This is a genomic window from Chryseobacterium sp. TQ-BC-N36 (assembly GCF_058382295.1).
On sequence record NZ_CM178175.1, the window covers coordinates 2365046 to 2388534 of the forward strand.

Sequence of the window (23489 nt, forward strand, 5' to 3'; positions counted from 1 at the left end):
TAGTCATTGCGAAGAGCTTGCACTTCTCTCAATAACTATTCACTATGCATAATTACTGTTTCTCAAAACTCTTATAATGGTTTTTGGTAAGGTATACATCACCGTTCTCAGTATAAATGATACGGTCAGCATTTCTTCCGCCACAATGATAATTTACATCTGCTTCAAAATATCTGTTTCCATCCGGCAGGCGTCCTTCTCTGTTTCCGAATTTATCTCCGCCAATAGCTTTTCCGGGAAGCACATCACAAAGATTTCCTTTGGACGGATCCCAACCCTGCTTTCTGGCTTCATTTTTAGTAATATAATAATCCGGAAGCTTATGATTCTGCTTCACATAACTGATTACCGTTTTTTCTTCAGTAAGCTGCTCAATAGAAACCTGAGCCGATGAATTATATGCTTCTTCTGAAGAAGTACTGCCATAACTCACTGCCTCCTTTTTTACAGGACCCGACAAATCTCTCTTGTCTTCAATAAAATTCCTGTAAATATACATCACAGCCATCCCGAAAAGGAGCCCCAGGCATATGAAAAAGAGTGATCTTATTTTACCATTCATGATAATTTTGTATTAATGTAACAATTTACCAATATAACAGTGTAACAACAAGAAAACATAAAATATTGACAAACCGTTACATTGTTAAATAGGTTCTTTCATGCTATTTATTTACTTCTCCATTCTTCAGGAATATCACAAACCGGAATAGGATCCATTTTATGTTTCGCTGCTTTGTGCATTCTGTCAAAAATCTGGAAAACTTCCTTATCTCTTCCTTCGTAATCATCAGCCGTTTTAGTCCCATATTCTTTCTGGATTTTTTCCAGCTCAGGATATGTAGCTCCGATTTGCTGCTCGTCTGTTCTGTCAACATCCCAAAGTCCGTCCGTAGGAATAGCCTCCTGAATGCTTTTTATAAGATTCAGGCCTTTAGCCAATTCATAGACTTCAGTCTTATAGAGGTCAGCAATTGGAGAAACGTCTACTCCGCCATCACCGTATTTCGTATAGAACCCGATCCCAAAATCCTCTACTTTATTCCCTGTTCCGCAAACCAAAAGTCCGTTTAACTGTCCGTAATAGTAAAGAGTAAGCATTCTAAGACGGGCTCTGGTATTTGCAAAAGTTAGTTTTTCATTTGGATACACCTCATCATTTACATGGAAGGTTTTATAAATTTCTTCAAATGCCGGCGTCAGATCTACAGATATTGTTTCTACATTAGAAAATCTGGATTTAAGATCATTCATATGATCCTGTGCCCGGTCTACCTGATCAGCTTTCTGACGGATCGGCATTCCGACCAGTAATGTTTTCATCCCTGTCATCGCAGCCAGCGTAGAAACCACTCCGGAATCTACCCCTCCGGAAACTCCAATTACATATCCTTTTACTCCGGCATTTGTTGCATAATCTTTTAACCAGTTTACAATATGATCTATTACTTTTTGTGTCTGCATCGTTTATATATTTTTTTAATCTATTCCAAATTCCTGAGGGTATTTCACCACTCCTTTTTTATTTTTTAATCCGTCTTTTACCAACTCTATAGCCATTCCGTTTTCTTCCGGAATTTCGAATGGAAATGAAATCCCAAAATTACTCGTTTTTTTGTAACCAAAACGCGGATAATATTTTTCATGTCCGATGAGTATTACAGATTCATATCCCAGCTCTTTCGCTCTATCATGTCCCCAAAGAATAAGCTTAGCTCCGATTCCCTGGTTCTGGAACTCAGGTTTCACGGAAACAGGTGCCAGTGCGAGGGAATCAAATGATTCTTTATCATTGACAATCTTAATTTTTGTGAACAGAATATGCCCGGCAATAATACCGTTTTCATCTTCTGCCACTAATGATAATTCTGGAATAAATGCTTCGGATTCCCTCAGTTTTTCTACCAGAAACTGTTCCTGATGATCACTGTGTTCCATTTTCCTGAAAGCCTCTTCCGTAAGCTGGAAGACCTGTTGATGGTCTTTTTTTTCTTCCTGACGTATTGTTATCATTTTTTATTATATTTTTCACGCTTCAGTTCATACCAGAAGCAGGTACCATCAGGTTCTTCGAATTCTCCGGTCTTTTCAAAGCCTAATTTTCTTAAAATATGATTGGAAGCATCATGTTCAGAATGAGCATAGGCATAGATAACCTCTGCATTCAGATCATTAAAACCATATTCCAGAGAAGCAGTACCGGACTCCATTGCATATCCTTTCCCCCATGATTCCGGCAGAAAACGATATCCGAGTTCCAGTACATTTTTGTAACCATTCGTTTCAAGGGTAAGCAATTTCAGTCCACTCCATCCTATCAGAAGTCCGCTTTCTTTTTCCACGACGCCCAATCTTCCGACTCCGTTTTCTTCATATTGCTTCTGAATCATTTTAATTACATTTTCTGATTCTTTAATATCTGTCAAAGCCGGTATTCCAATATATTTCATCACTTCAGGATTAGAATCCAGAAGAAACATTCGATCTACATCTGTATCTTCAAGTTTTCTTAAAATAAGCCGTTTTGTTTCTATTTTCATATTCATTAATTTTGCTTCTCTGCGCCAAAAATGGTGACATCTGCTTTCTTTATATCTGATCCTTTTTTTATATTATTACCTGTTATATTCAGGGTTTGCAAAACCGGATTTCCGGAAATATCAATTTCCTGAAGCTTATTATGTTCCAAATTCAGTTTTCTCAATGTCTTAAATGGAGTCAGGTCAATTATTTTTAAACGATTTAAAGATAATGTTAATTGGTCAATTTTTGGAATTCCTGCCAGTGAAATACTCTCCAGTTTATTATTATCGAGATATAGCGAGGTTAAGTTTTTAAGATGGTCTGCTTTGAACGAAGACATTTTGCATCCCGTACACGAAAATAGCTCCAGCTGATCCAGATCACTGACTGTTATCAACGGAATTACATTATCATCCATAACAATCATTTTTACATTTTTAAAAAAGCGCAGGTCTTCTGCAGAAGTAATTCCCCGGTCAACGAGAAACAGATTCGTTACCATAGCTGCTTCAGGAGATTCCAGCAGTCCGTTTTTATTCAGATCAAAATTTTCCAGCACTGCTTTTTCAAAGTTTTTATCTTTAAATTCAAGCTTTTGTCCATAGAAAAAATATATCGTAAAAATAAGGCAAAGGGCTGTAAATATTTTAATTTTCATCATAAATTGTGTATTTAATCCTTATTTTTGTAAACTTAAATTTCATGTAAAAATAATGAAGATTTTTAGATATATTGCACTTTCTTCTGTTTTAGCTGCCGGACTTATTTCCTGCAAAAAAGAACCTGAAAATCAATGGAAGGTAGAGGTTAAAGAACCGGCTGAAAAAGTTGATATCACAGATATTTCCAAAGAATTTTATAATCCCGGTATCCCTTTGAATCAGTTTAAAGCTCAATTTCCATGGTTTCAGGGAAGTGTTTCTGATACTGATTTCGAAAAAAGAAGAGCAGATGCTGAAGAGATAAAAATCTACAGGGAAGCGATCGGAAAAATAGATCAGACAAAGCTTCAAAAAGAACTTCAGAATTTATTTTCACATATCAAATATCACTTCCCACAGTTCAAAAGCCCAAAAGTATATCTGTTTTCTTCAGCCTTACAGATGGTACAGGATCCGATATTTTATGATCAGAAAGGAAACCTTCTTTTTATAGATGTTACGGGCTTTATGGGAGATGGAAATGCCAACTATAAAGGGTTGGAGCTGTATTTCCAAAAATCCATGAATCCACAAAATATTGTTCCGAAAGTATCACAGCTTTTTGCAGAAAATATTGTAACAGAGTCTCCTGATCATCAGAAGTTTATTGACCAGATCGTTCTGAATGGAAAAGTAATGATTCTTCAGGATGCTTTTCTGCCTGATGTTCCTGATTATCTGAAAATGAATTATACCAGAAAGCAGTATGAATGGGCAACAGCTAATGAAGCCAATATCTGGAATTATTTTGTGGAAAGCAATCTGATTTTCGGAGATGATCCGAGACTGGGAGAACGTTTCATCTCGCCGGGACCATTCTCAAAATTTTACACAGAAATTGACAATGAATCTTCACCACAGATCGGAATTTTTACAGGATGGCAAATCTGCAAAGCATACCTGAAGGAAAAGCCTGAAACGAAGCTCACGGATTTTCTGAAAATGGATGCCACCACAATTTTTAATCAATCCGGTTATAAGCCGAAACTTAAATAAAGAAAATTTAGAATTCAGAAAAAATAGAAAAAATGAGAAAGACTCAGATTACGATAGATGTAGAGCTTGATGAAAATCATGTCCCGGAAAACATTACATGGAACGCTCAGGATGGCGGTATTGAAAAGCAGGAGACCAAAGCAACCATGATTTCTGTGTGGGATGATAAAACAAGAGAAGCGCTAAGAATTGATCTTTGGACCAAAGAAATGCCTGTAGACCAGATGAAGATGTTTATCCACCAGATTCTAATATCTTTAGGAAACACGTATCAGAGAGCAACAGGAGAAGAGGATGTAGCACAGTGGATGGAAGAAATTGCAGAAGAGTTTGCTGTGAAATCGGCTATCAAGTAAAATGTAACACATTCAATGTAACAATGTATTAGTGTAACAATATAACAATCTTTAAATAGAAAAGTATTGGTACACTATTAGATTATTCAGATTGATAAATTATAAAATATTATGAATTTTAATACAAAAGTAATTCACGGAGGGCAGCACCATGAGTCTGCAACAGGTTCTGTAAATGTACCTGTATTTTTAACCTCTACATTTGCACAGAAAAGCCCGGGAGTACATTCCGGATATGAATATTCAAGAGCAGCCAACCCAACAAGACAGGCGCTGGAAGACTCTTTAGCAAGTATTGAAAACGGAGCAAGAGGTCTAGCTTTCGGTTCTGGCCTTGCAGCCATCGACTGTGTTTTAAAATTATTAAATCCCGGTGATGAAGTAATTGCTGTAGATGACCTTTATGGTGGTACCTACAGAATGTTCACCAGACTTTTCGAAAAATATCAGCTTAAATTTACATTCGTGAATTTTGATGATGTTTCTAAAATTGCTGATGTTATCACAGATAAAACAAAACTGATCTGGGTAGAAACGCCAACGAACCCATTGATGAAACTGGTAGATATCAAAGCGGTAGTGGAAGTTGCAAAAGGGAAAGGCATTTTAGTAGCAGTGGATAATACTTTTGCTACTCCTTATATCCAGAGACCGATTGATTTGGGTGCTGATATTGTAATGCACTCTGCAACCAAATATTTAGGAGGACACTCTGATGTTATTGCCGGAGCTCTTATTGCCAAAGATGCCGAACTGGGAGAAAAGCTTCACTTTATTCAGTTTGCGAGTGGAGGTATTTTAGGACCCCATGATTCTTATCTTGTATTGAGAGGAATTAAAACACTGGCCTTAAGAATGCAGAGACATTCAGATAACGGCCTTGCTGTAGCAAAATATCTTGAGACTCATCCGGCGGTTGATAAAGTAATTTATCCGGGATTGGAATCTCACCCCCAATATGAACTGGCAAAATCTCAAATGAAGGAATCCGGAGGAATGGTTTCATTCACTTTTAAATCAGGAAAAAAAGAAGATGCCATTAAGTTCTTAGAAAAAGTAAAAGTATTCACTTTAGCAGAATCTTTAGGAGGAGTAGAATCTTTAGCAAACCACCCTGCTCTGATGACTCACGCTTCCATTCCTGCAGAAAAACGTGCTGAACTGGGAATCACTGATGATCTTGTCCGTTTAAGTGTAGGTATTGAAGATGCGGAAGATCTTATTGCAGATCTCGAGAGAGCTTTCTCTTAGCAGAAAATACATTAATGAGAAGGATTGCAAAATCTTTCTCATTTTATTATAACCACAAACTGTACTATGAAAAATACAAGAAAGGCAGTCATTTCTGACTTACCGGAACTTGCGGAATTGTTTGATCAATACCGGATATTCTACCATAAAGACTCTGATATTTCCGCAGCAAAAGACTTTCTTCGAGAAAGACTTGAAAATAAAGATTCCGAAGTTTTTGTTACAGAAGAAAATGGTCAACTGACAGGTTTTGTTCAGTTATATCCCATATTTTCATCTACAAGAATGCAGCGCTACTGGCTTCTGAATGATCTCTATGTTAATGAAAACTACAGAGGTAAAGGCTATTCCAAAGAACTGATTGAAATATCCAAAGAACTCTGTCGTTCTTCAAAAGCCTGTGGCATCCTGCTGGAAACAGGAAAAAGTAATGACATAGGAAACCAGCTTTATCCCGCCTGCGGTTTTGAGCTCTATGATTCTGTAAATTTCTACGAATGGACTAATCATGCGTAATGAGCAATAAGTAATAAATAATTTTCACATTATACGCACGAACAAACCCAGAATCCAGAAAACTTGTATCCCTAAATTACTACTAAAAACAAAAAATAATATGACCGAATTTCAAAAATACATCCAAAGATACTTAGATCAGATTCCATCAGAAGACTGGTTAAACGAATTAAAAATATCCGCAGACAAAACCATAGGCATTTATTCCAATCTTACTGAAGAGCAATCTACATTTGCTTATGCAGAAGGAAAATGGACTTTAAAAGGACTCCTGCTACATTTATCGGATACGGAAAGAGTTTTCCAATACAGAATATTGGCTTTCGCCAGAGGAGAGAAAAACAACCTTCCTGGATTTGATGAAAATGAATATGCTGACCAATCTTTTGCCAATGAAAGAAGTCTGGAATCTCTTTTAGAAGAATATAAACTGGTAAGGAAGTCCTCTCAGATTTTATTAGAAACACTTCATCCTTCCGCTTTACAACATACTGGTACTGCGAATGGCCACGAAATTACTGTGGAAACCATCGGAAAACTGATCGTGGGACACAATTATCATCACCTGAGTATTATTGAGGAAAGGTATTTATCGAAATTGGGATGGATGTAAGAAAACGAATTCCCCTTGCCAGCCTGTTAATTTTCATAATTTCTTTTTGTTTTACAGCTTTTAAAGCTGAAGATATGGGAGAGATTAAAGATTATAAATCATTTGAAACTTTTCTTATAGGTCCGATTAGCTTTTTAGGCGGGGGCCTATTTGAATTTCTGGTATGGACAGCTAATATTTGGTTCTTTATTGCAGTGATATTCTGTTATAAAAAATATTTTTTAATTTCTATGATATTGGCTGTAGTAGCTTTTTTAATTGCAGGAACATTTTTTTTCTGGAAGGAAATTCTGGCTGCAGAAAATGGAAGAATGGGAAGAATATACAGCTTGGAAAAAGGTTATTTCTTGTGGATAGCCTCTATTACATTTTTAATAATTGGCTCATTATATTTATTCATAAAATCTAAATTTAAGAATCATAAACTCTCATACTGATGTCCCATGAGATCTCTAAAAAATTTAAAAATTACTGAAAGTATTCAAACTGAAAAATTAGTTTATGAAGAAAGTTCATACGATAAGTTTGATACGATCTCGATCTATTTTGGATTTTCAGCATTGGCAATAGCTTCTCTGCTGTTATTAAAAGAAGTAGATTTTTCTCTTAGTAACAGCTTCGAGTGTGCAATTCTTATAAGTTTATTCACCTTTAGCATATATATACTGTATTGTAAATACACCGAAAAACATTTGAAAGAAATTAAGTTTGAAATTCCTAAAGAAGAAGCTAAAAGCAGAATTATTGAATATGGAAAAAAACATCATTACAGAATTTCAAAGATTTCTGGGAATCTGATTTTCCTTAATGAACCGACAGATCTCTACAGTTTAGGTAAAGAGTATGAACAGACAACCATTGTATTTTTTAAAAATAACGGTATTCTTTATACTTTAATTAAAGAAGGTTCAAGATCAAATTTTCCTGTATTGATTTCACAACATCTTACCAAAAAAGATTTCAAAAAAATACTACATCCTGATTATATTGAGCCTATTAAGCGCATAACTTATTTTAATTCATTTTTTCATGGATTATAATCTTTCCGTCTTGTCATAATAATCAAACAACCATATTTACACCCTATTTTTTTGTCCAAAATTTACAGATTTTCTACCTTTATCCACTCTTTGAACTCATATAAAATTATGGAACATATTATCGAAATATTAAAATCCGGCGGAACGATTCTTTACCCTACAGATACCATCTGGGGAATTGGTTGTGATGCCACCAATATAGAAGCTGTCAATAAAATTTTTGAAATCAAAAAACGTGAAAAGAATAAATCTATGATTATCCTAGTGGAGTCTGAGAAAAGACTTCAGGATCTGGTAGATGTCCCTGAAATGGCGTGGGAAATTATTGATCTTAGTGAAAAGCCTGTAACCATCGTTTATGAAAATCCAAGAGGCCTGCCTAAAGAGCTCCTTGCTGAAGATGGAAGTATCGGAATTCGTCTTGTAAAAAATGATTTCTGCAAAAAGCTGATTACGAAACTGAACAGACCTTTGGTATCCACTTCCGCCAACTTCAGTGGTGAAAAAAGCCCGTTGAAATTTTCTGATATCTCTCAGGAAATGATCAACCTTGTAGATTATGCGGTAGAAGAAGACAGAGAAAAAGTTTCAAAATATTCAGGCTCTTCGGTGATTAAGATATGGAGTGATAACAGAATAAAGGTTCTTAGAGAATAATTATTCTGAAGTTATTTGTTTATTTTTAGAGTCTTGTCAGTTCATATCGGCAGGATTTCTTTTTTTTAATTCTATCTTTGCAAACTCAACTCATAAACTATTTGCTATGGATCATCAAAAATTTGCTCAAATGTGGGTCAATGCATGGAATTCTCATCATTTAGAGGATATTCTGTCCCATTATTCGGATGATATTGAGATCACAACCCCCATGATTGCTATGGCGACAGGCGACAGGGAAAGTTCTTTAAAAGGAAAAGAAGCTATTCGTGAGTACTGGAGCAAGGCCTTGAAAAAATTTCCGGACCTCCATTTTGATCTGATACACTCCACAGCAGGTGTAGATTCGGTAGCTTTATTTTATAAGTCGATTATGGATAAACATGCTGTTGAAGTGATGTTTTTCAATGAAGATGGAAAAATTAGTAGAATGTATGCACATTATGATTAATGATGGCAACATTGGTAGAAATTGACACTGTTATTAACGATGAAAATTAATCTTAATCAAAATAAAAATTTAAAACTATTTAAAATCATTTCTGAAGCAGCAGAAAGGAATAACCAGTCCGTATACATTGTCGGGGGTTATGTACGCGACCTTCTGATGAACAGAAAAGCTTCTACAGATATAGATTTTGTAACGGAACAAAGCGGTATTGAGCTTGCCCAGAATGTAGCTCAGGATATAGATCCTAAATTAAAGGTTTCCGTATTCAAAACCTATGGTACTGCTATGATCAAGTATAAGGATCTCGAACTTGAATTCGTAGGAGCGAGAAAGGAAAGCTACACAGAAAACAGCCGAAAACCTGAAGTAGAGGGGGGAAGTCTGGAAGATGACCAGAAAAGAAGGGATTTTACCATTAATGCGATGGCGATCTCTTTAAATAAAGCCCATTTCGGGGAACTGATCGATCCATTCAATGGAATCGATGATCTCGAAAAAGGAATTTTACGGACTCCGCTGGAACCTGCGCAGACTTATTCTGATGATCCTTTAAGGATGATGAGGGCAGTGCGTTTTGCTTCTACTTTACATTTTAAAATTGAGGAAAACTCTCTGAAAGCTATCCAGCAGGAAGCTGAAAGAATCAGGATTGTTTCTATGGAAAGGATCATGGTAGAATTCAACAAGATCATGCTTTCCGAAAAACCTTCTATTGGTCTTAGATTAATGGAACAGACGGGCCTTTTAAAGCTGGTTATTCCTGAACTGATTGAACTGAAGGGGGTGGAAGAAGTGGAAGGACAAACACATAAGGATAACTTTTACCACACATTGGAAGTAGTAGACAATATTTCCGTGATTACAGATAACCTTTGGCTGCGTTGGGCTGCTCTGCTTCATGATATTGGAAAAGCTCCAACCAAAAAATTTGTGGAAGGAACAGGATGGACGTTCCATGGACATGAATTTTTAGGCTCAAAAATGGTCAAAACACTTTTCCAAAGACTAAAACTGCCGTTGGGAAGTGATATGAAATATGTTCAGAAAATGGTGAAGCTTTCGTCAAGACCAATTGCTCTGATCACTGATGATGCATCAGATTCGGCATTGAGGAGGCTCTTATTCGATGCCGGTGAAGACCTGGAAGATCTTTTCACCCTTTGCAAGGCAGATATTACCACGAAAAACTCCAGGAAACAGGAAAAATTCAAAAGAAACTTTGAATATGTAGCGGTAAAGATCAAGGAGGTGGAAGAAAAAGATCAGGTAAGAAATTTTCAGCCACCTATTACAGGTGAAGAGATTATGGAAATGTTTAATCTTAAGCCGGGCCGAGAAATCGGCATTTTAAAAGAGAAGGTAAAAGAAGCCATTCTGGAAGGTGAAATTCCCAATGAGAAGGAAGAAGCTACAAAGTTTGTCATTGCTGAAGCTGAAAAGCTGGGACTGACCTTATAATTTAAATATAAAAAAACAAAAAATTCCGGCGGGATGTTCCATCCCGCCGGAATTTTTTATGCTTACTATGAAAACAAAGCCGGCCGGTTTCTTTTACAAGAAACCGGCCGGAAAAAAACACAAATGATGAAAAAATAAAAAATTATATTTTTACATGCTGTAAAGCATTATTATTGATTCAAAACAGTGCCGTTAGCACCAATGCCTCCTGTTTTTATAGTGATAATCTTACTTCCTGTAGCTGCTGAATATACAACCATTTCACTTTCTTGTGTAAACTGCTTTACGTCTGAAGCAAAAATTCTTCCATCGATAACGTTAAATCCATAAAGGGTAAAATAAGGCCCGCCATCTGCTGCTGTTAATAATGGGCTGGAAGGAACTGTCGGAGTTGCTAAACTTGTTGTATACACTTTATTAGCTGAGCTGAAATATAATTTATCATTATCGATCTGAAGGTTCGTTGCACTAGGAATTCCAGTCAGTGTAACTACCGGTGTAAGAGTTCCTGTACCTGAAATCTTATAGATATAAGAATCTGTAGCGGTAGAAGAAATCGTATAAACATTGGATTTGTAGGAAACTGTATTTCCAATCTGACCATTCGGAACGGTAATTTCAGTTTTGCTGTCGTTGGAAGTATTGATATAAGTAATCTTGTTTCCATATCCTGATGAAGCATTTTGTACAAAAACATTCCCTCCTGCTTCTACTGTTTTATCAGAAACCTCAGTCATATTGATTTTGCTTACAAATGTATAGTCGGAAGCTTTATATTTCGTTATACTTTTTGCATTGGTAGAGAAGTTGGTGTTGGCAACATAGATAAAGTCATTTGCAAAAGCAATTCCTCTTGGATTATCAATCTGATCTGTAATTACTCCTAATTTTTTAAATGTATAACGGTCTACTACAACAATTTTATTGGAGTTATTCATAACTAGATAAGCCTTATTTCCATTAAGACCAATAGTCTGAAGAACATCTCCCAGAATTTCTTTATTGTTGTTATAACCATATACATCATCCTGCTTCAGGCTCAAATCCCTGGTAACGAATGTTACTTTGGCTCCCTGGCTGTTAAAGTTACCTTCGTTGGAGATAAAATATCCGTTCTGGTACGTAATCGGAGAAACTTCAAATTCTTCAGAACTGCTTGTACATGAAGAAATGTTAAACAATAACACTACTGCAAATAATACAGTTAAAAGTTTAGTTAATTTCATAATTTATTCAATTTAATTTTTTAAAAATTTATTGCGGCATACACACTATAGTTTCTTTTGGGTAAAGGATAGAAAGAAACGGTTTTATAATATGTATTTGTCAGATTATTCACTTTAAATCCTAAAGTATATTTTTTTGCAACCGTTGCAGAAACACCCATATTTAAAAGAAAATAGGGATCTATGGCTTCCGATCTCTTTTCATCACTTGTGGTATAGGTAACTCCGTTTAATAATCCCTGTACAAAAAACTTAATAAACCCATACTCATAGTCTATATCGGCACTTCCTCTGTGTATCGGAACATAGGGCCTTTGCATTTTGGTTTCTTTATCAATAGATTTTGCAAAATAGTATCCTGCATTTGCTCTGAACTTATGGTTACCAAATTGTTTGCCGAAAGACAGCTGGGACTCCAGCCCGTAGGATTCTGATTTATTGACATTAAAGGCCTGCCAGTAACCTTTAGCAGTTGGAAGCCATACAATAAGATCTGTTATATTCATATAGTATGGAGACAAAGCAATCCTGAAACCTCCCACTTTGAATTCATGGGTCATATCCACCTGAGTAGAAGTTTCCGGTCTCAGATCTTTATTTCCTCCCGGTTCATAATAAATATCATTAAATGACGGATATCTGAAGTTTTTTGAAACATTAATGCTCACATCATACCATTTTGCTGTACTCCATTTCCCGGAAAATGAATACATAATTGGAGATTTTACATCTTCTACAAAATCTTTCTTAAATCCTCCTTCAAAACGCAGATCTTTTGTGGCAAAATATCTTAACAGCCCCGAAACAGAACCAATATTTCTGCTTACATCCGATATACCGCTCTGATATCCTTCTCCTTTATTAACCTGAAATTCTCCGATCAGATTAAAATTCCACTTTGAATTCAGGAAATAGTTGAAGTCATTTTTAAAGATATAATTTTTTCCGGTTCCACCACTGGATTTAGGCATATTCAACGAACCGAAATACTGAAAATTCTCTTCTGTATAGGCAGCTTTAAAGGAGTTGCTGAATTTTGTTCTGCTCCAGTCCCAGGAAAGAAGGCTTCTTATACTCTGAGTCTTATATTTTGTCTTTGTTCCTGTTTCCTCATACACTGGATAATGTTGTGAAGAATCAAAAAACTGGCTCTGCCAAGAAATTTTATGATCATTTGTGATTTTATAGGATGCTCCTACATTGAACGTTGTATTGTAATAATTTCCGTTTCTGTTGATATAGTTCAGATCACTTACTTTATAGTCATTTTCACTTACAGAATAATTTCCGGAAGCTTTAAAACTGAACTTATCATTGCTGTAAGAACCTTTTATAAAATTATTATAAGTATTAAACGATGCCACTTCAGAAAATAATGAACCATGGAACCCTTTATTAAAATCAAGGGTATTATTCAGATGAATGCTTCCTCCGATAGCTCCGCTTCCATAGACCACACTTCCGCCGCCAGCTTTTATTCCGATCTGATCATATCCGAATAGAGCAATATTATTGATGTCTCCCTGCCCCAGAAAATTGGAATTGATATTAATTCCGTTCCATACAAATGCAGTCTGCTGGGCAGTAGTTCCCCTGAAAGAAGGTGAAGAAACAGCTCCGCGGCCATTTTCCTTAATAAAAACCTGTGACTGAAATCTCAGAAGTTCTGAAAGGTTGCTGGAATTTTTCTCAGCATCTTCCGCCGAAATTATTTTTACAGGATGAAAAAGCTTCACCCTATTCATCTGATTGTCGAAGACGTAAATAGTGTCAATGGTCTTCTCTTGTCCAAAAAGAAAACAGCCATAAGATGAAAAAAGCAGTACTAAAGATCTTTTTATATCCATACCTTTTTACTTTTCCTCCGAAAGCAATATGTTTTTGATTATAATTCCGGCAGGTCTCCTGACTTTCGCATTCTGCCCCTTCCCGTCATTAAACAGTGGTTTTTTGCAGAAACTTGTATTGCGATTTACAGTTGCGGGGACAGTCCGGGAGTTACACCCGATTCCCTTTTCATTCCAAAATACTGGAAACCAAAATTTTTGCAAAGATAGTTTTTTATATGTATCCGCCAAAAAACGCAATTACTCATAAAAGCACTATCTTTTGTCATATAAACAAAAAAGAACAGCTGTTTTCAATATTGAAAACAGCCATTCATCCCATGACTTTACTATTATATGTGTTATTTTTTAATAAATTTATAGGTCTGTTGTTTTCCCCCCTTCACTAAATATTCCAGAATGTAAGCTCCTTTTGACAAGGATGAAACATCAATCTGCCCTTCCACAGTATTGAATGATTTCACCCTTTGTCCAACCAAATTATAAATTTCTGCTTTCTCTATTTTTCCTGTGCCTTTAAAATATAGAATATCAGTGACCGGGTTAGGATAAATACTCATGCTGTTTTTCTCTTTTGCCACATCATTCACGGATAAATATTCAGATGTATCCAGATAAAAAGCAACCATTTGATTGGAAGCATTGACTCCCATTCCCGCAATTTTCTTCCCATCCTGAGAAATAGCCAGAGGAAGTCCCATTGTTACCCCATTGGTGGCAATTCCTAAGGATACAGCATAATCATTCAGGTTAACCCTTCCGGTAGCTGAGGTCCAGATAAAGCCTTCTCCTGACATTGGAGGAGCTCCAAATGCTCTGTAATATCCAATAACTTTTGTCCCATCCGCTGAAATTCCTGTTGCTCCTCCTTTGAAACTGAATGATGCATTAGGATGCGTAATATAAGTAAGTCCACTTACCGCATTCCAAACATAGGGGTTAGGATTGGCTGAACCGATGATGGTACTCCCGTCTGCGGAAATACCTCCCGCTTCCCCAACATTATTCCCATTGTTATCTGTAATAAAGCTTTCCACTCCATCCTGCCATTTCGCGCCGCTTCTGGTACCGTTTGATTCGTCCTGCCATCCTACAATCACCGTTCCTGAAGCATTGATTGCATTTGCCCTGGAGCTGCGTCCCTGAACAATACTTCCCAGATCTACCATTCCGTTGACTTCGTCCCATTTCACAGCATGTGCATTAGCAGCTGTAAGGAATCCCAGTCCTACAATCATGTTTCCGTTGGCTGTCATACCCCAGGTAGAACTCACACTGCCGTCCCATCCGGTAGGAACCAACCCTCCTCTGTTTACCCATGTGGCTGTTGCCACATCATAAGTAGATATCTCATTGAACCCTGTTGCAACATTTGTAACAGAAGACGAGATCTTACTTCCGTCATTCGAAACTATGGTTCTGCCCGCAGCCGGATATCCGTTTGATATTGAGCCTATCAGTACAAGTCCTCCCGCCATATTCCATTTATATATACCTCCTGCACTTGTATGCATACTTACCACTCCATTATCCGAAACCGCCCCTACATTATAATTTCCCAAGCCAATTACAGTAAGCTGAGCTTCCGCAATACCGAATTTCAGAAAAAGGCAAGCTGTTAATATTTTCATTGACATTCTGTAAAAATTTTTCATATTTTATTATATTTAGACTTTCTAATTGGTGAAAACAATATTAATACAATATTTACGACACCCAAAGAAATTGACTTTCATAATTCGTGAATTTCAAAAGAATACAATTTTTAAAACATTAATAATCAAATAAATAAGAAAACATTATTTTGAATATGGATTTTACCCGAATTATTCAAAAAAACACAAACAACCCATTATTCATTCAAAAATTATTTCATCATAGCAAAGAAATACTCCTTGTTATTTTCATTGGATTTTCTCTTATCACCAATGCACAATCCGGCCCTGACTTTAGTATTTTGGCAGATAAGGCATTTTTAAAACTCTATCAGAATTCTGACGAATGCATCAGCTATACTCAGGGAATTCTTGTCAGCGATCAGAATACAGAACATAAAATGATCCTTCAGAATATTATTTCCCAGGCTTTTGCCATGAAGGGTGATTATGTACAATCTGTGAATATTTTCGCTCAAAAAGAAGATCCTGATCTGCATAATAATCTTTCTTATTTTATGCAGATCTTCAATGATTATAACCTTGCTGATCAATATCAGAATCTGGGTTTATACAATCAGTCTAAGAGAATTATCAGTTATCTCCTGTCTGATCAGAAACTTCTTAAAAGTAACGATCCGGCTTTAAGAGTTACTGCTGCAAAACTGTATCAGCTTCAGGCTTTGAACTCAGGAATCAACAGGGATTATCCCACAGCGCTTCAAAATCTGGACAAAAGCAATCAATACCTCAGCAGTCATAATGAAGAAAATAAAATATTAAAACTGGAAAATAGGATTTTCCGTTCTTCCTATCTGCTGAAACAAAATAAACTTATCGAATATCAACCTCTTATAAAAAGTATTATTGATGATCTTGAGCATCAGAAAAACCAGCCATTTCTGTTAGGTCTTGCCTATGAAAACCTGTCTCAATATTATTTTCTGAAGCAGGATTACAGTGCATCTGTTGAAAAGCTGGAAGCCGGGCTTTCAATGATTGAAAATCTGCCTTTCAATAATTTAAAAATTAAAATATATGAATCATTATCCCGTAACTATTATGCACTTCATGATGATACAAAGTACCATCAATACAATAAACTCTACAATGATCTAAAAACAAAAACAGATGCCAGCTCAAGGGAAGGAATACGGTATATCGTAAAACTTGTAGAAACCAGTCAGAATAAAAACATTGAATTTCAAAAACTGATGTTTGTTAAATCCTTCTGGCCGTTAGCGCTCATTTTGTCCTTGATAATTTTGGGACTATTCGCTTATTTTTTAAGTATTAAAAGTAAAGGTAAAGACTTAAAAAAACAATTTGATTTCTTTGAAAAACAGATCAGTCGCAAGTCTCAATCTGCCATTCCAGAGAAGGCTACTGTAACGGCAAAAGATTCCGGTTCTACCAAAATATCCAGAGAAAAAGAAGATGAGATTCTCCGCAAACTTGAAGAATTTGAACAATCCGACCGTTATCTGAACAAAAATATGTCGTTATCCATGCTTTCCTCTCAGATGGAGGTTAATACGAAGTACCTTTCGGAAGTTATTAATAACAAAGAGAAAAATTTTAACGGTTACATCAACAAACTGAGGATCAATCATATTGTACAATTATTAAAGAATGATTCTACTTTTCTCAATTATAAAGTGAGCTATCTTGCAGAGTATTCAGGGTTCTCATCGCACAGTGCCTTTACTACTGTCTTTAAGTCTGTCACCGGGATGTCTCCCAACACCTATATTCAGGAAATCAGTAAAAGTAAAACTGTATGAAACTCTTTTTTAAAATAGTTACACCAATCTTTCTGTCATTTTGTCTCGTCATGAAAGCTCAGAAAATACCGGATCGTGAATTGATCAGAAAAGCCCGGCTAGACATTTATGACAACCCTGATTATACTATTAAAACCGGGGAACAGTTATTAAAGAAAAAACCGGATATCAGTACATCCATTGATATTTATATGTTGCTTTCCACAGCGAATATTGCCAAAAGAAACTTCGAGGAATCTTTAAAGTATATTTTAAAAGCTAAGGAGCTGTCACAGAAAACCAACGATTCCAAAAGCCAGGCAAGTGTTCTTATTTCCGTTGCCATACAATATCAGCAGATGGAACTTTTTAATAAGAGTTTAGAAACTTTGAATGAGGCCGATCAGTATCTGGCCAGAATACCGGAAAAAACACCTGTTAAATATATTGAAACGGCAAGAAGTTATGCTATAAAAGGAATGATTTACAAGAGTCAGTCTAATTCAGAAATTGCCCTGGAAAAGTTTTTAACTTCGATACAGAATTTTGAAAAAGTATCTTTCAAAAAGACCACTTACGCTAATATGAGTGTGGTATACTACAACATCGGATACTGCTATCTTAATCTCAATCAAATTGATAAAGCACAGGAGGCTTTTGTTCAGTCTTTGGACTATGCCCGGAAAAATCACGCTAAAAGTCTGGAAGCATTTGCCTTGAAAGGAATTGCTGAAATCTATAAGCAAAAACATGAAAATCAATCAGCAATCAATCTTTTGCTAAAAGCAGAAAACCTTTGTAAAAATACAGGAGATATCATCCTGAATGAAGGAATCTATAAAGAATTAGCTGATAATTATCTTGCTTTGGGAGAACAGAATCTCTATCAGCAGTATAACAGAAAATACCTGGAAATGCGTTTCAGGAGAAAGCAGAACGAACTGAAATCCATTAATCAGATTATCGATAATCATAATAAGGAAACCTTTTTAGAAAGCGAAAAACTGAAATCTTATCATCATTCCATAATAATAGCTTCTGTTGCACTGGGAAGTGTTGTAATGGCTGTTCTCCTGTACTTTATTGTAAAGGTCAGAAGACAAAATAAAAAGTTTCAGAAAGAAATCCAGCAAATGATAAGAACTTCATAACCTATAATAAAAAAACGTTCCAGAGCCGGAACGTTTTTTATGATCTGTAATTTTCAACTTTATTTACCAATAACTTCAGTAATAGGATTCCCCACATTTCCACTTGGAAACTGGATTTTCAGTAAAGAAGATACGGTAGGGGCAATATCCGTCATATGATATTCCTTATTGCTTTCTCCCTGCTTCACTCCCCATCCCATAAAGATCAGTGGAATATGTGAGTCGTAAGAATTCCAGACACTGTGTGTAGTTCCTGTCTTAGAATATGGCGGAAGCATAGAGTCATGAGAAATCAGCTGGATGTCTCCGCTTCTCTGTCTGTTGATTCCATTGATAATTCTCTGTTTGATTGGCTCCGGAATGCTGGATTCCTGAACCTTATCTACAGAAACGGCGTATAAAACTGTAGGATCTTTCTCAATTTCTTTAACGGCAAAGTTTCTTACATCATCCAGTTCAAGCTTATTGTCAGCCAATACTTTTCTGTCAAAATAAATCTGGTAGTTATCAATGGCGTTGATCAGCTTGTCAGCTCCGAATTTTTCTTTCAGTTTCTGATTCAGATTCTTTTCTGCATCTTCTCCGAAGAAACCTGTCGGAATTTTATGCTCTTTAAGGAATCCTACAGAGTGGGCTCCCCCGTGATCCGCAGAAAGGAAAACCGTATACTCGCCTTTTCCTACTTTTGAATCAAGATATTTGAAGAATTCTGCCAGATCCTGATCCAATCTGATATAAACATCTTCCACCTCAATAGAATTCGGTCCGAATTTGTGTCCTGCGTAATCTGTAGACGCCAGGTTGATAGCTAAAAAGTCTGTGATATTATCTCCACCCAGTTTTTCACCTTCTACAGAAGCTTCTGCCAGCTTTAATGTCAGCGTATTCCCGAAAGGTGTATACCGGATATTATCTTTTTTAGCCTGATAATCTTTTGCTAAATTGCTGTAAGGGAAAGTAGGTGTTTTGGCGCTTCCCAACAGACCTTCCCAGGGAGAATTGTCAGGTGCGCTTTCTGTATATTCATTAATCGGAAGTAAAGTATTCCAACCATTGGCAACTAATTTTTCCGGAAGATTCTGGGAGTTGAATGATTTCACCCATTGCGGAAGATCATTCATATACCATGTACTGGTAATGAAATTTCCTGTGCTGTCATCAAACCAGAAGGCCCCGTTGGGTGTGTGGCCTGCAGGAAGAATGGAAGCACGGTCTTTCAAAGAAACCCCCACTACTTTTCCCTGGAAGTTGGTAGCCAGTCTCAATTCATCAGTCACTGTCGTAGACCAAAGATTTTTCGGAGAGTGGCTTCCGGTTTTTGTATTGGTAGTTCCAACCGGCTGAACGCTTTCATCTGCGGTACAGTAAACTCCTTTTCCGGTTTCCTTATCCGTCCAGTCATTTCCTGCAATCCCATGAATAGCCGGCACAGATCCTGTATAGATACACGTATGTCCCAAAGCTGTAATGGTGGGAACATAAGGAATATGTACATTATTCAAAGAATACCCTGTATTCAAAAGTCTTTTGAAACCGTCATTTCCATATTTACCATAAAAACGGTAAAGATAGTCCCAACGCATCTGGTCTACGACCAGACCTACGACTAATTTGGGTCTTTCCAATTGAGTATTTCTGTTCTTCTGCGCATTGATTGTAACTACGGACAATAAAGTAGCTGCCGCAATTGAAATGTTCCTAAGCATCCAAGTAAAATTTTTATTGACCACAAATTTAAGGGTTTTGAAAGTTTTGGAGTGTGAAATTTTATTTAATTTTGATTATTATACAATTCATCAATTTATCTTCTATGATTCTAGGCGTATATTGGTATTTTAAATTTCCGGAAAATTTATATGACTTTCAGTTTTTCAAATTTTATCCGGGATACGGAGGACACGCCGATAACCCAGCCGAACTGGCAGCGAGAGTCCGTGTTGAAAACACAGATGATCTTATCCGTAAGCTTGAAGAACTGAAAACAGATTTCAAAGAAACTTATTTGCAACTGAATATTGACGGGAATCAACTCATCATCAATATTGGAGATCATCAGCTTTTTGATTTTCATTTTCAGTTTGCAAAAGAGATTGAAAAGTTATTGATTCTTGAACATGCTGTTTCATTGGATACCCATGTTCCCTTTACCGTTCAATCCAGTAAAAGCTATCTTCCGGAAAGAGAAGCATTCAAAAATATAGAACACCGCTTCATTCAGATGGTTGGTTCAGATTTCAAAAAAAATAATGCAGAGAATTATGCTGTCAGAGTAGATTGCAATCTGCCTTTGCTGTATAAGCACAATCTTATTAATGATTTAGTAAAGATATGCAAAGAAGAAAACTTCCAGGTATTTTATTATAATGATTTTGATTTTAAAGATCATTGTAACCTGATGCTTTTTTTCACTAATGGCAGACAGAAAAAAGAGTGCGTTCAAAAGGTTGATATCAATTCTTTCGGAAGTAAAGTACACCGTCTTACTGAAAAATACCCTCTTCACTTCGGTCATTTCGGAAGCTTCAAAGAGTATCCTTTACAGGGGCCTCATACAGAACTGATCGTAGATGAAGAATATATTATCAACAAAAAATAAAAACCATTTTAATTCAAATTACATGATCAAATTTAAATATATCATTCTGTATGTAGAAGATGTAGAACAGTCCATGAATTTCTACAAAAATACTTTCGGTTCTGAAATAAAATTCATCACTCCTGAAAAAGACTATGGAGAGCTTCTGACCGGAGAAACCACTCTTGCATTCGCCTCTGTAAGTCTTGCAGGCTCCAATATTAAACAGGGATTTTTAACCTCAAAAACAGAAGATAAGCCTTTCGGAATGGAACTGGGATTTACAACAGACAATGTGGAAGCATTGGTAGAAAAGGCAATAAAGAACGGAGCTGTTCTTTATGAAGATATTGCTGTAAAACCATGGGGACAAAAAACAGCTTATATCAAAGATCCCAACAATTATCTTGTAGAAATATGTACTGAAATCCAATAAGCCTAAAATATCTGATGTGGAAATAAAAAATTTACAAAAGCTAACCTCCAACCCCAGCTCTGAATGGGGACATAACGGTTATACAACAGACAGAATATATTCAGTTTCTTCCATAGAATTCGGAGGTTCTTTTGAGTTTATTTTAAAAGAAAAAGCATTTCCTTATACCAAAATATGGGAAACAACTTCCGAAGACCTTAAGGAGCTGAATACCATTATTGAGCAGGGAAATTCTTTCGGTGCTTTTGTCAATGAAAAACTGGCAGGCTGGATCATCTGTGAACACAGGAAATGGAACAACAGTTTTTATATTGAAAATATTCTGATCGACGAAAAACACAGACGGGAGGGAATTGGAATTATGCTGATCAAAAGTGCTATTAAAGAAGCCCGAAGATTAAACTGCAGAGTTATAGAGCTGGAAACCCAAAACACCAACTACCCTGCCATACAGTTTTACAGAAGAATGGGATTCAATGTTACCGGGCTGAACACCAGACTGTATAATAATGCTGAGGAAATTGCTCTTTTCATGACTTTAGACATGGAATAAATATTATAAAACAGATACTTAATACACGATATTTGATCCCGTTCAATTAAAACACTTGTGGGTGTGCTAATTTTTATATACATTAGTAATCAACAAATTAAAAAGTATTACTATGAAAAATCTAAAAAAATTAAAAAGGAATCAGCTCGTCCTGATTAGTGGTGGTGATACTCCATATGCTTTATGTGATATTGATGGCAACTGCCCTCCTACGATAGGATCATACTATTGCAGCGACGGTACCTGTTACAGAGTTTCCGGCGGTGGAGGCGGTAATCCGGGATGTAATGAACCGATGCGTCTTTGCCAGGAATGGGAAACAGGATGCGGATGTGTTTATATATAAAGTATAATTTGTTAGATAAAATTTTGTTGAGGGCGGTTTTTACCGCTCTTTTTTATACCTGCCTCAGAATATATCTCCTTCAATTTTATTACTTTCGCAAACAGGATCCCTTAATAATATGCAAAATCTTCTGAATTATATCAGATCACTCACTTCATTTTCCGACGAAAGCTGGAATATGCTTCAGCCTGCCTTATCGGTAAGAATTTATAGAAAAAATGAACTGATGTTGCGGGAAGGTGAAATCTGCAAATCCTTATTCTTCATTGACAAAGGATTTTGCAAAAGCTATTTTGAGATAGAAGGTAACGTTAAAAACACCGGATTCTTCTTTGAAAACGAAATTGCAACCAATATCAGCAGCTTTGGGAGTGGACAAAGATCCGAATTTAATATCATTGCCTGCGAGGAACTTCATGCAGTTATTTTTGATAAAACAAAATTATTTGGAATTGCAGAAAAATCTTCAGAAATTGAGAGTTTAGGCCGCCATTGTATCCGTCAGTTTGCTTCCAGACAGGAAGAATTTTCCAATCTGTTCAAGCTCTATACAGCGCAGGAAAGACTCGAATATCTTGAAGACCAACACCCTTATATGATTCAGCGCATACCTCTCACTCAGCTGGCTTCATTTCTGGGTGTTGCAAGAGAAACATTAAGCAGAATCCGGAAACGGAGAATATCCAGGTAAACCAAGCCTATATTTAAAAATCACACCACACTCAAAATAGTATACTATGACAACATTAGTCTGGCAGGGAGTCTTTTATCAATCTCTCGAATATTTTAATCTATTATCCGAGGATAAAAACTATACTGCGGAATCAAAAATTATCGGATGTCACGAGGATAAAATATATGCTTTAGAGTATAGAATCCTCACTGATAAAAATTGGGTTGTTCACAGTTTTTCAATCGAATCTGAGATCAATACGGTTAAAAGAATTTTTAGAGGAAAAAGAAATCAGGATCAGTGGGAAATCAACGGCAAAATAAATCCTGATTTTAACAACTTTAAGTTTATAGATATCTCCCTGACCCCATTCACCAACACGCTTCCCATCAATAATTTAAAACTTTCAGAAAACATTCCTCATAAGATCGATGTGATGTATATTGATATTTTAAACCATTGCATCCGGCCTGTAAAACAGCAATATACCCGGACAACCGCTAATAAATACCTGTATGAGAATATTGAAAATGATTTTAAAGCAGAAATTTCGGTAGATGAAATGGGATTAGTCACCAGCTATCCGGAATTGTTTGAAAAGATTACAGGACTCTGAAAACCAATCAACAGCAATTTAATCAGAAGATAATAAATCAAGTATCTTTTATTTAAATATCAAAAAAACATTTTAAAATTATAAAA

At 36.1% G+C, this 23489-nt stretch carries 27 protein-coding genes and 1 riboswitch; of the genes, 18 read left to right on the forward strand and 9 right to left on the reverse strand.

Translation table 11 applies throughout. The features are described from left to right. Positions 1-52 precede the first annotated feature (52 nt). The 5 genes from AC3FI7_RS10545 to AC3FI7_RS10565 form a co-directional block, all read right to left on the reverse strand. Positions 53-562 (reverse strand): ribonuclease domain-containing protein, encoded by a 510-nt coding sequence (locus tag AC3FI7_RS10545; protein WP_491461996.1) that lies wholly within the window; start codon positions 560-562, stop codon positions 53-55. 107 nt (positions 563-669) lie between these two features. Then, on the reverse strand, positions 670-1464 hold the full coding sequence (gene nadE, locus AC3FI7_RS10550) for an NAD(+) synthase (protein ID WP_142723103.1): 795 nt from the start codon (positions 1462-1464) through the stop codon (positions 670-672). 15 nt (positions 1465-1479) lie between these two features. Beyond that, on the reverse strand, positions 1480-2013 hold the full coding sequence (locus tag AC3FI7_RS10555; RefSeq protein ID WP_142723102.1) for a GNAT family N-acetyltransferase: 534 nt from the start codon (positions 2011-2013) through the stop codon (positions 1480-1482). After that, the gene (locus AC3FI7_RS10560; RefSeq protein ID WP_228451188.1) at positions 2010-2540 is read right to left on the reverse strand and encodes a GNAT family N-acetyltransferase; all 531 of its coding nucleotides are present in this window, start codon (positions 2538-2540) and stop codon (positions 2010-2012) included. Before AC3FI7_RS10560 ends, AC3FI7_RS10555 begins: the two co-directional genes overlap by 4 nt. A 5-nt stretch (positions 2541-2545) precedes the next feature. Then, positions 2546-3184: a leucine-rich repeat domain-containing protein gene (locus tag AC3FI7_RS10565; protein ID WP_491461997.1), complete on the reverse strand. Its 639-nt coding sequence runs from the start codon at positions 3182-3184 to the stop codon at positions 2546-2548. A 52-nt stretch (positions 3185-3236) separates the two neighbouring features. Between AC3FI7_RS10565 and gldB the strand changes: the two genes are divergently transcribed. The 10 genes from gldB (at position 3237) to AC3FI7_RS10615 (ending at position 10562) form a co-directional block, all read left to right on the forward strand. Beyond that, positions 3237-4220, forward strand: coding sequence for a gliding motility lipoprotein GldB (gene gldB, locus AC3FI7_RS10570; RefSeq protein ID WP_142723099.1), 984 nt, complete (start codon positions 3237-3239; stop codon positions 4218-4220). Between the two features lie 32 nt (positions 4221-4252). Beyond that, on the forward strand, positions 4253-4576 hold the full coding sequence (gene gldC / locus AC3FI7_RS10575) for a gliding motility protein GldC (RefSeq protein ID WP_123872449.1): 324 nt from the start codon (positions 4253-4255) through the stop codon (positions 4574-4576). Between the two features lie 111 nt (positions 4577-4687). After that, a complete protein-coding gene (locus tag AC3FI7_RS10580; protein WP_291895318.1) occupies positions 4688-5827 on the forward strand; it encodes a cystathionine gamma-synthase in 1140 nt (379 codons plus the stop codon). 66 nt (positions 5828-5893) lie between these two features. Next, the gene (locus AC3FI7_RS10585; RefSeq protein ID WP_343659379.1) at positions 5894-6343 is read left to right on the forward strand and encodes a GNAT family N-acetyltransferase; all 450 of its coding nucleotides are present in this window, start codon (positions 5894-5896) and stop codon (positions 6341-6343) included. Between the two features lie 100 nt (positions 6344-6443). Further along, positions 6444-6956 carry a DinB family protein gene (locus AC3FI7_RS10590; protein ID WP_343659380.1) on the forward strand — a complete coding sequence of 171 codons (513 nt, stop codon included), beginning with the start codon at positions 6444-6446 and terminating at the stop codon, positions 6954-6956. Further along, the gene (locus tag AC3FI7_RS10595) at positions 6947-7393 is read left to right on the forward strand and encodes a hypothetical protein (RefSeq protein ID WP_343659382.1); all 447 of its coding nucleotides are present in this window, start codon (positions 6947-6949) and stop codon (positions 7391-7393) included. The genes AC3FI7_RS10590 and AC3FI7_RS10595 overlap by 10 nt, the downstream gene beginning before the upstream one ends. A gap of 6 nt (positions 7394-7399) precedes the next feature. Next, complete coding sequence (locus AC3FI7_RS10600) at positions 7400-7996, forward strand: hypothetical protein (RefSeq protein ID WP_491461998.1); 597 nt, start codon at positions 7400-7402, stop codon at positions 7994-7996. Positions 7997-8104: 108 nt separating this feature from the next. After that, positions 8105-8653 (forward strand): L-threonylcarbamoyladenylate synthase, encoded by a 549-nt coding sequence (locus tag AC3FI7_RS10605; RefSeq protein WP_491461999.1) that lies wholly within the window; start codon positions 8105-8107, stop codon positions 8651-8653. A gap of 106 nt (positions 8654-8759) precedes the next feature. Continuing rightward, positions 8760-9104 carry a nuclear transport factor 2 family protein gene (locus tag AC3FI7_RS10610; protein WP_491462000.1) on the forward strand — a complete coding sequence of 115 codons (345 nt, stop codon included), beginning with the start codon at positions 8760-8762 and terminating at the stop codon, positions 9102-9104. Between the two features lie 39 nt (positions 9105-9143). Beyond that, positions 9144-10562 (forward strand): CCA tRNA nucleotidyltransferase, encoded by a 1419-nt coding sequence (locus AC3FI7_RS10615; RefSeq protein WP_491462001.1) that lies wholly within the window; start codon positions 9144-9146, stop codon positions 10560-10562. A 170-nt stretch (positions 10563-10732) separates the two neighbouring features. Here the strand turns inward: AC3FI7_RS10615 and AC3FI7_RS10620 are convergent, their stop codons facing one another. The 3 genes from AC3FI7_RS10620 to AC3FI7_RS10630 all read right to left on the reverse strand — a co-directional run bounded on the left by AC3FI7_RS10620 (position 10733) and on the right by AC3FI7_RS10630 (position 15290). Further along, a complete protein-coding gene (locus AC3FI7_RS10620; protein ID WP_142723091.1) occupies positions 10733-11788 on the reverse strand; it encodes a YncE family protein in 1056 nt (351 codons plus the stop codon). Between the two features lie 20 nt (positions 11789-11808). Beyond that, positions 11809-13635, reverse strand: coding sequence for a TonB-dependent receptor plug domain-containing protein (locus tag AC3FI7_RS10625; RefSeq protein ID WP_491462002.1), 1827 nt, complete (start codon positions 13633-13635; stop codon positions 11809-11811). A 31-nt stretch (positions 13636-13666) separates the two neighbouring features. Then, a riboswitch (cobalamin riboswitch) is annotated at positions 13667-13844 on the reverse strand. A 132-nt stretch (positions 13845-13976) separates the two neighbouring features. Beyond that, positions 13977-15290, reverse strand: coding sequence for a T9SS type A sorting domain-containing protein (locus tag AC3FI7_RS10630; protein WP_491462003.1), 1314 nt, complete (start codon positions 15288-15290; stop codon positions 13977-13979). Positions 15291-15445: 155 nt separating this feature from the next. Between AC3FI7_RS10630 and AC3FI7_RS10635 the strand changes: the two genes are divergently transcribed. Together AC3FI7_RS10635 and AC3FI7_RS10640 are read left to right on the forward strand one after the other, a co-directional pair. After that, on the forward strand, positions 15446-17074 hold the full coding sequence (locus AC3FI7_RS10635; protein ID WP_491462004.1) for a helix-turn-helix domain-containing protein: 1629 nt from the start codon (positions 15446-15448) through the stop codon (positions 17072-17074). Further along, the gene (locus AC3FI7_RS10640; RefSeq protein ID WP_491462005.1) at positions 17071-18204 is read left to right on the forward strand and encodes a tetratricopeptide repeat protein; all 1134 of its coding nucleotides are present in this window, start codon (positions 17071-17073) and stop codon (positions 18202-18204) included. Before AC3FI7_RS10635 ends, AC3FI7_RS10640 begins: the two co-directional genes overlap by 4 nt. Positions 18205-18263: 59 nt before the next feature. Here AC3FI7_RS10640 and pafA read toward each other — a convergent pair whose 3' ends face one another. Then, positions 18264-19910: an alkaline phosphatase PafA gene (pafA, locus tag AC3FI7_RS10645; protein ID WP_142723086.1), complete on the reverse strand. Its 1647-nt coding sequence runs from the start codon at positions 19908-19910 to the stop codon at positions 18264-18266. A 104-nt stretch (positions 19911-20014) separates the two neighbouring features. Here pafA and AC3FI7_RS10650 point away from each other — a divergent pair, with 104 nt between their 5' ends. The 6 genes from AC3FI7_RS10650 (at position 20015) to AC3FI7_RS10675 (ending at position 23403) form a co-directional block, all read left to right on the forward strand. Continuing rightward, positions 20015-20800 carry a hypothetical protein gene (locus tag AC3FI7_RS10650; RefSeq protein WP_491462006.1) on the forward strand — a complete coding sequence of 262 codons (786 nt, stop codon included), beginning with the start codon at positions 20015-20017 and terminating at the stop codon, positions 20798-20800. Between the two features lie 22 nt (positions 20801-20822). Further along, on the forward strand, positions 20823-21215 hold the full coding sequence (locus AC3FI7_RS10655) for a VOC family protein (RefSeq protein ID WP_343659397.1): 393 nt from the start codon (positions 20823-20825) through the stop codon (positions 21213-21215). Positions 21216-21231: 16 nt separating this feature from the next. Further along, entirely contained in the window at positions 21232-21768 is a 537-nt protein-coding gene (locus tag AC3FI7_RS10660; RefSeq protein WP_142723083.1) for a GNAT family N-acetyltransferase, read from the forward strand. A gap of 112 nt (positions 21769-21880) precedes the next feature. Continuing rightward, the gene (locus AC3FI7_RS10665) at positions 21881-22114 is read left to right on the forward strand and encodes a hypothetical protein (RefSeq protein WP_142723082.1); all 234 of its coding nucleotides are present in this window, start codon (positions 21881-21883) and stop codon (positions 22112-22114) included. 118 nt (positions 22115-22232) lie between these two features. Further along, complete coding sequence (locus AC3FI7_RS10670; protein WP_491462007.1) at positions 22233-22805, forward strand: Crp/Fnr family transcriptional regulator; 573 nt, start codon at positions 22233-22235, stop codon at positions 22803-22805. A 46-nt stretch (positions 22806-22851) separates the two neighbouring features. After that, complete coding sequence (locus AC3FI7_RS10675; protein ID WP_491462008.1) at positions 22852-23403, forward strand: putative glycolipid-binding domain-containing protein; 552 nt, start codon at positions 22852-22854, stop codon at positions 23401-23403. Positions 23404-23489 lie beyond the last annotated feature (86 nt).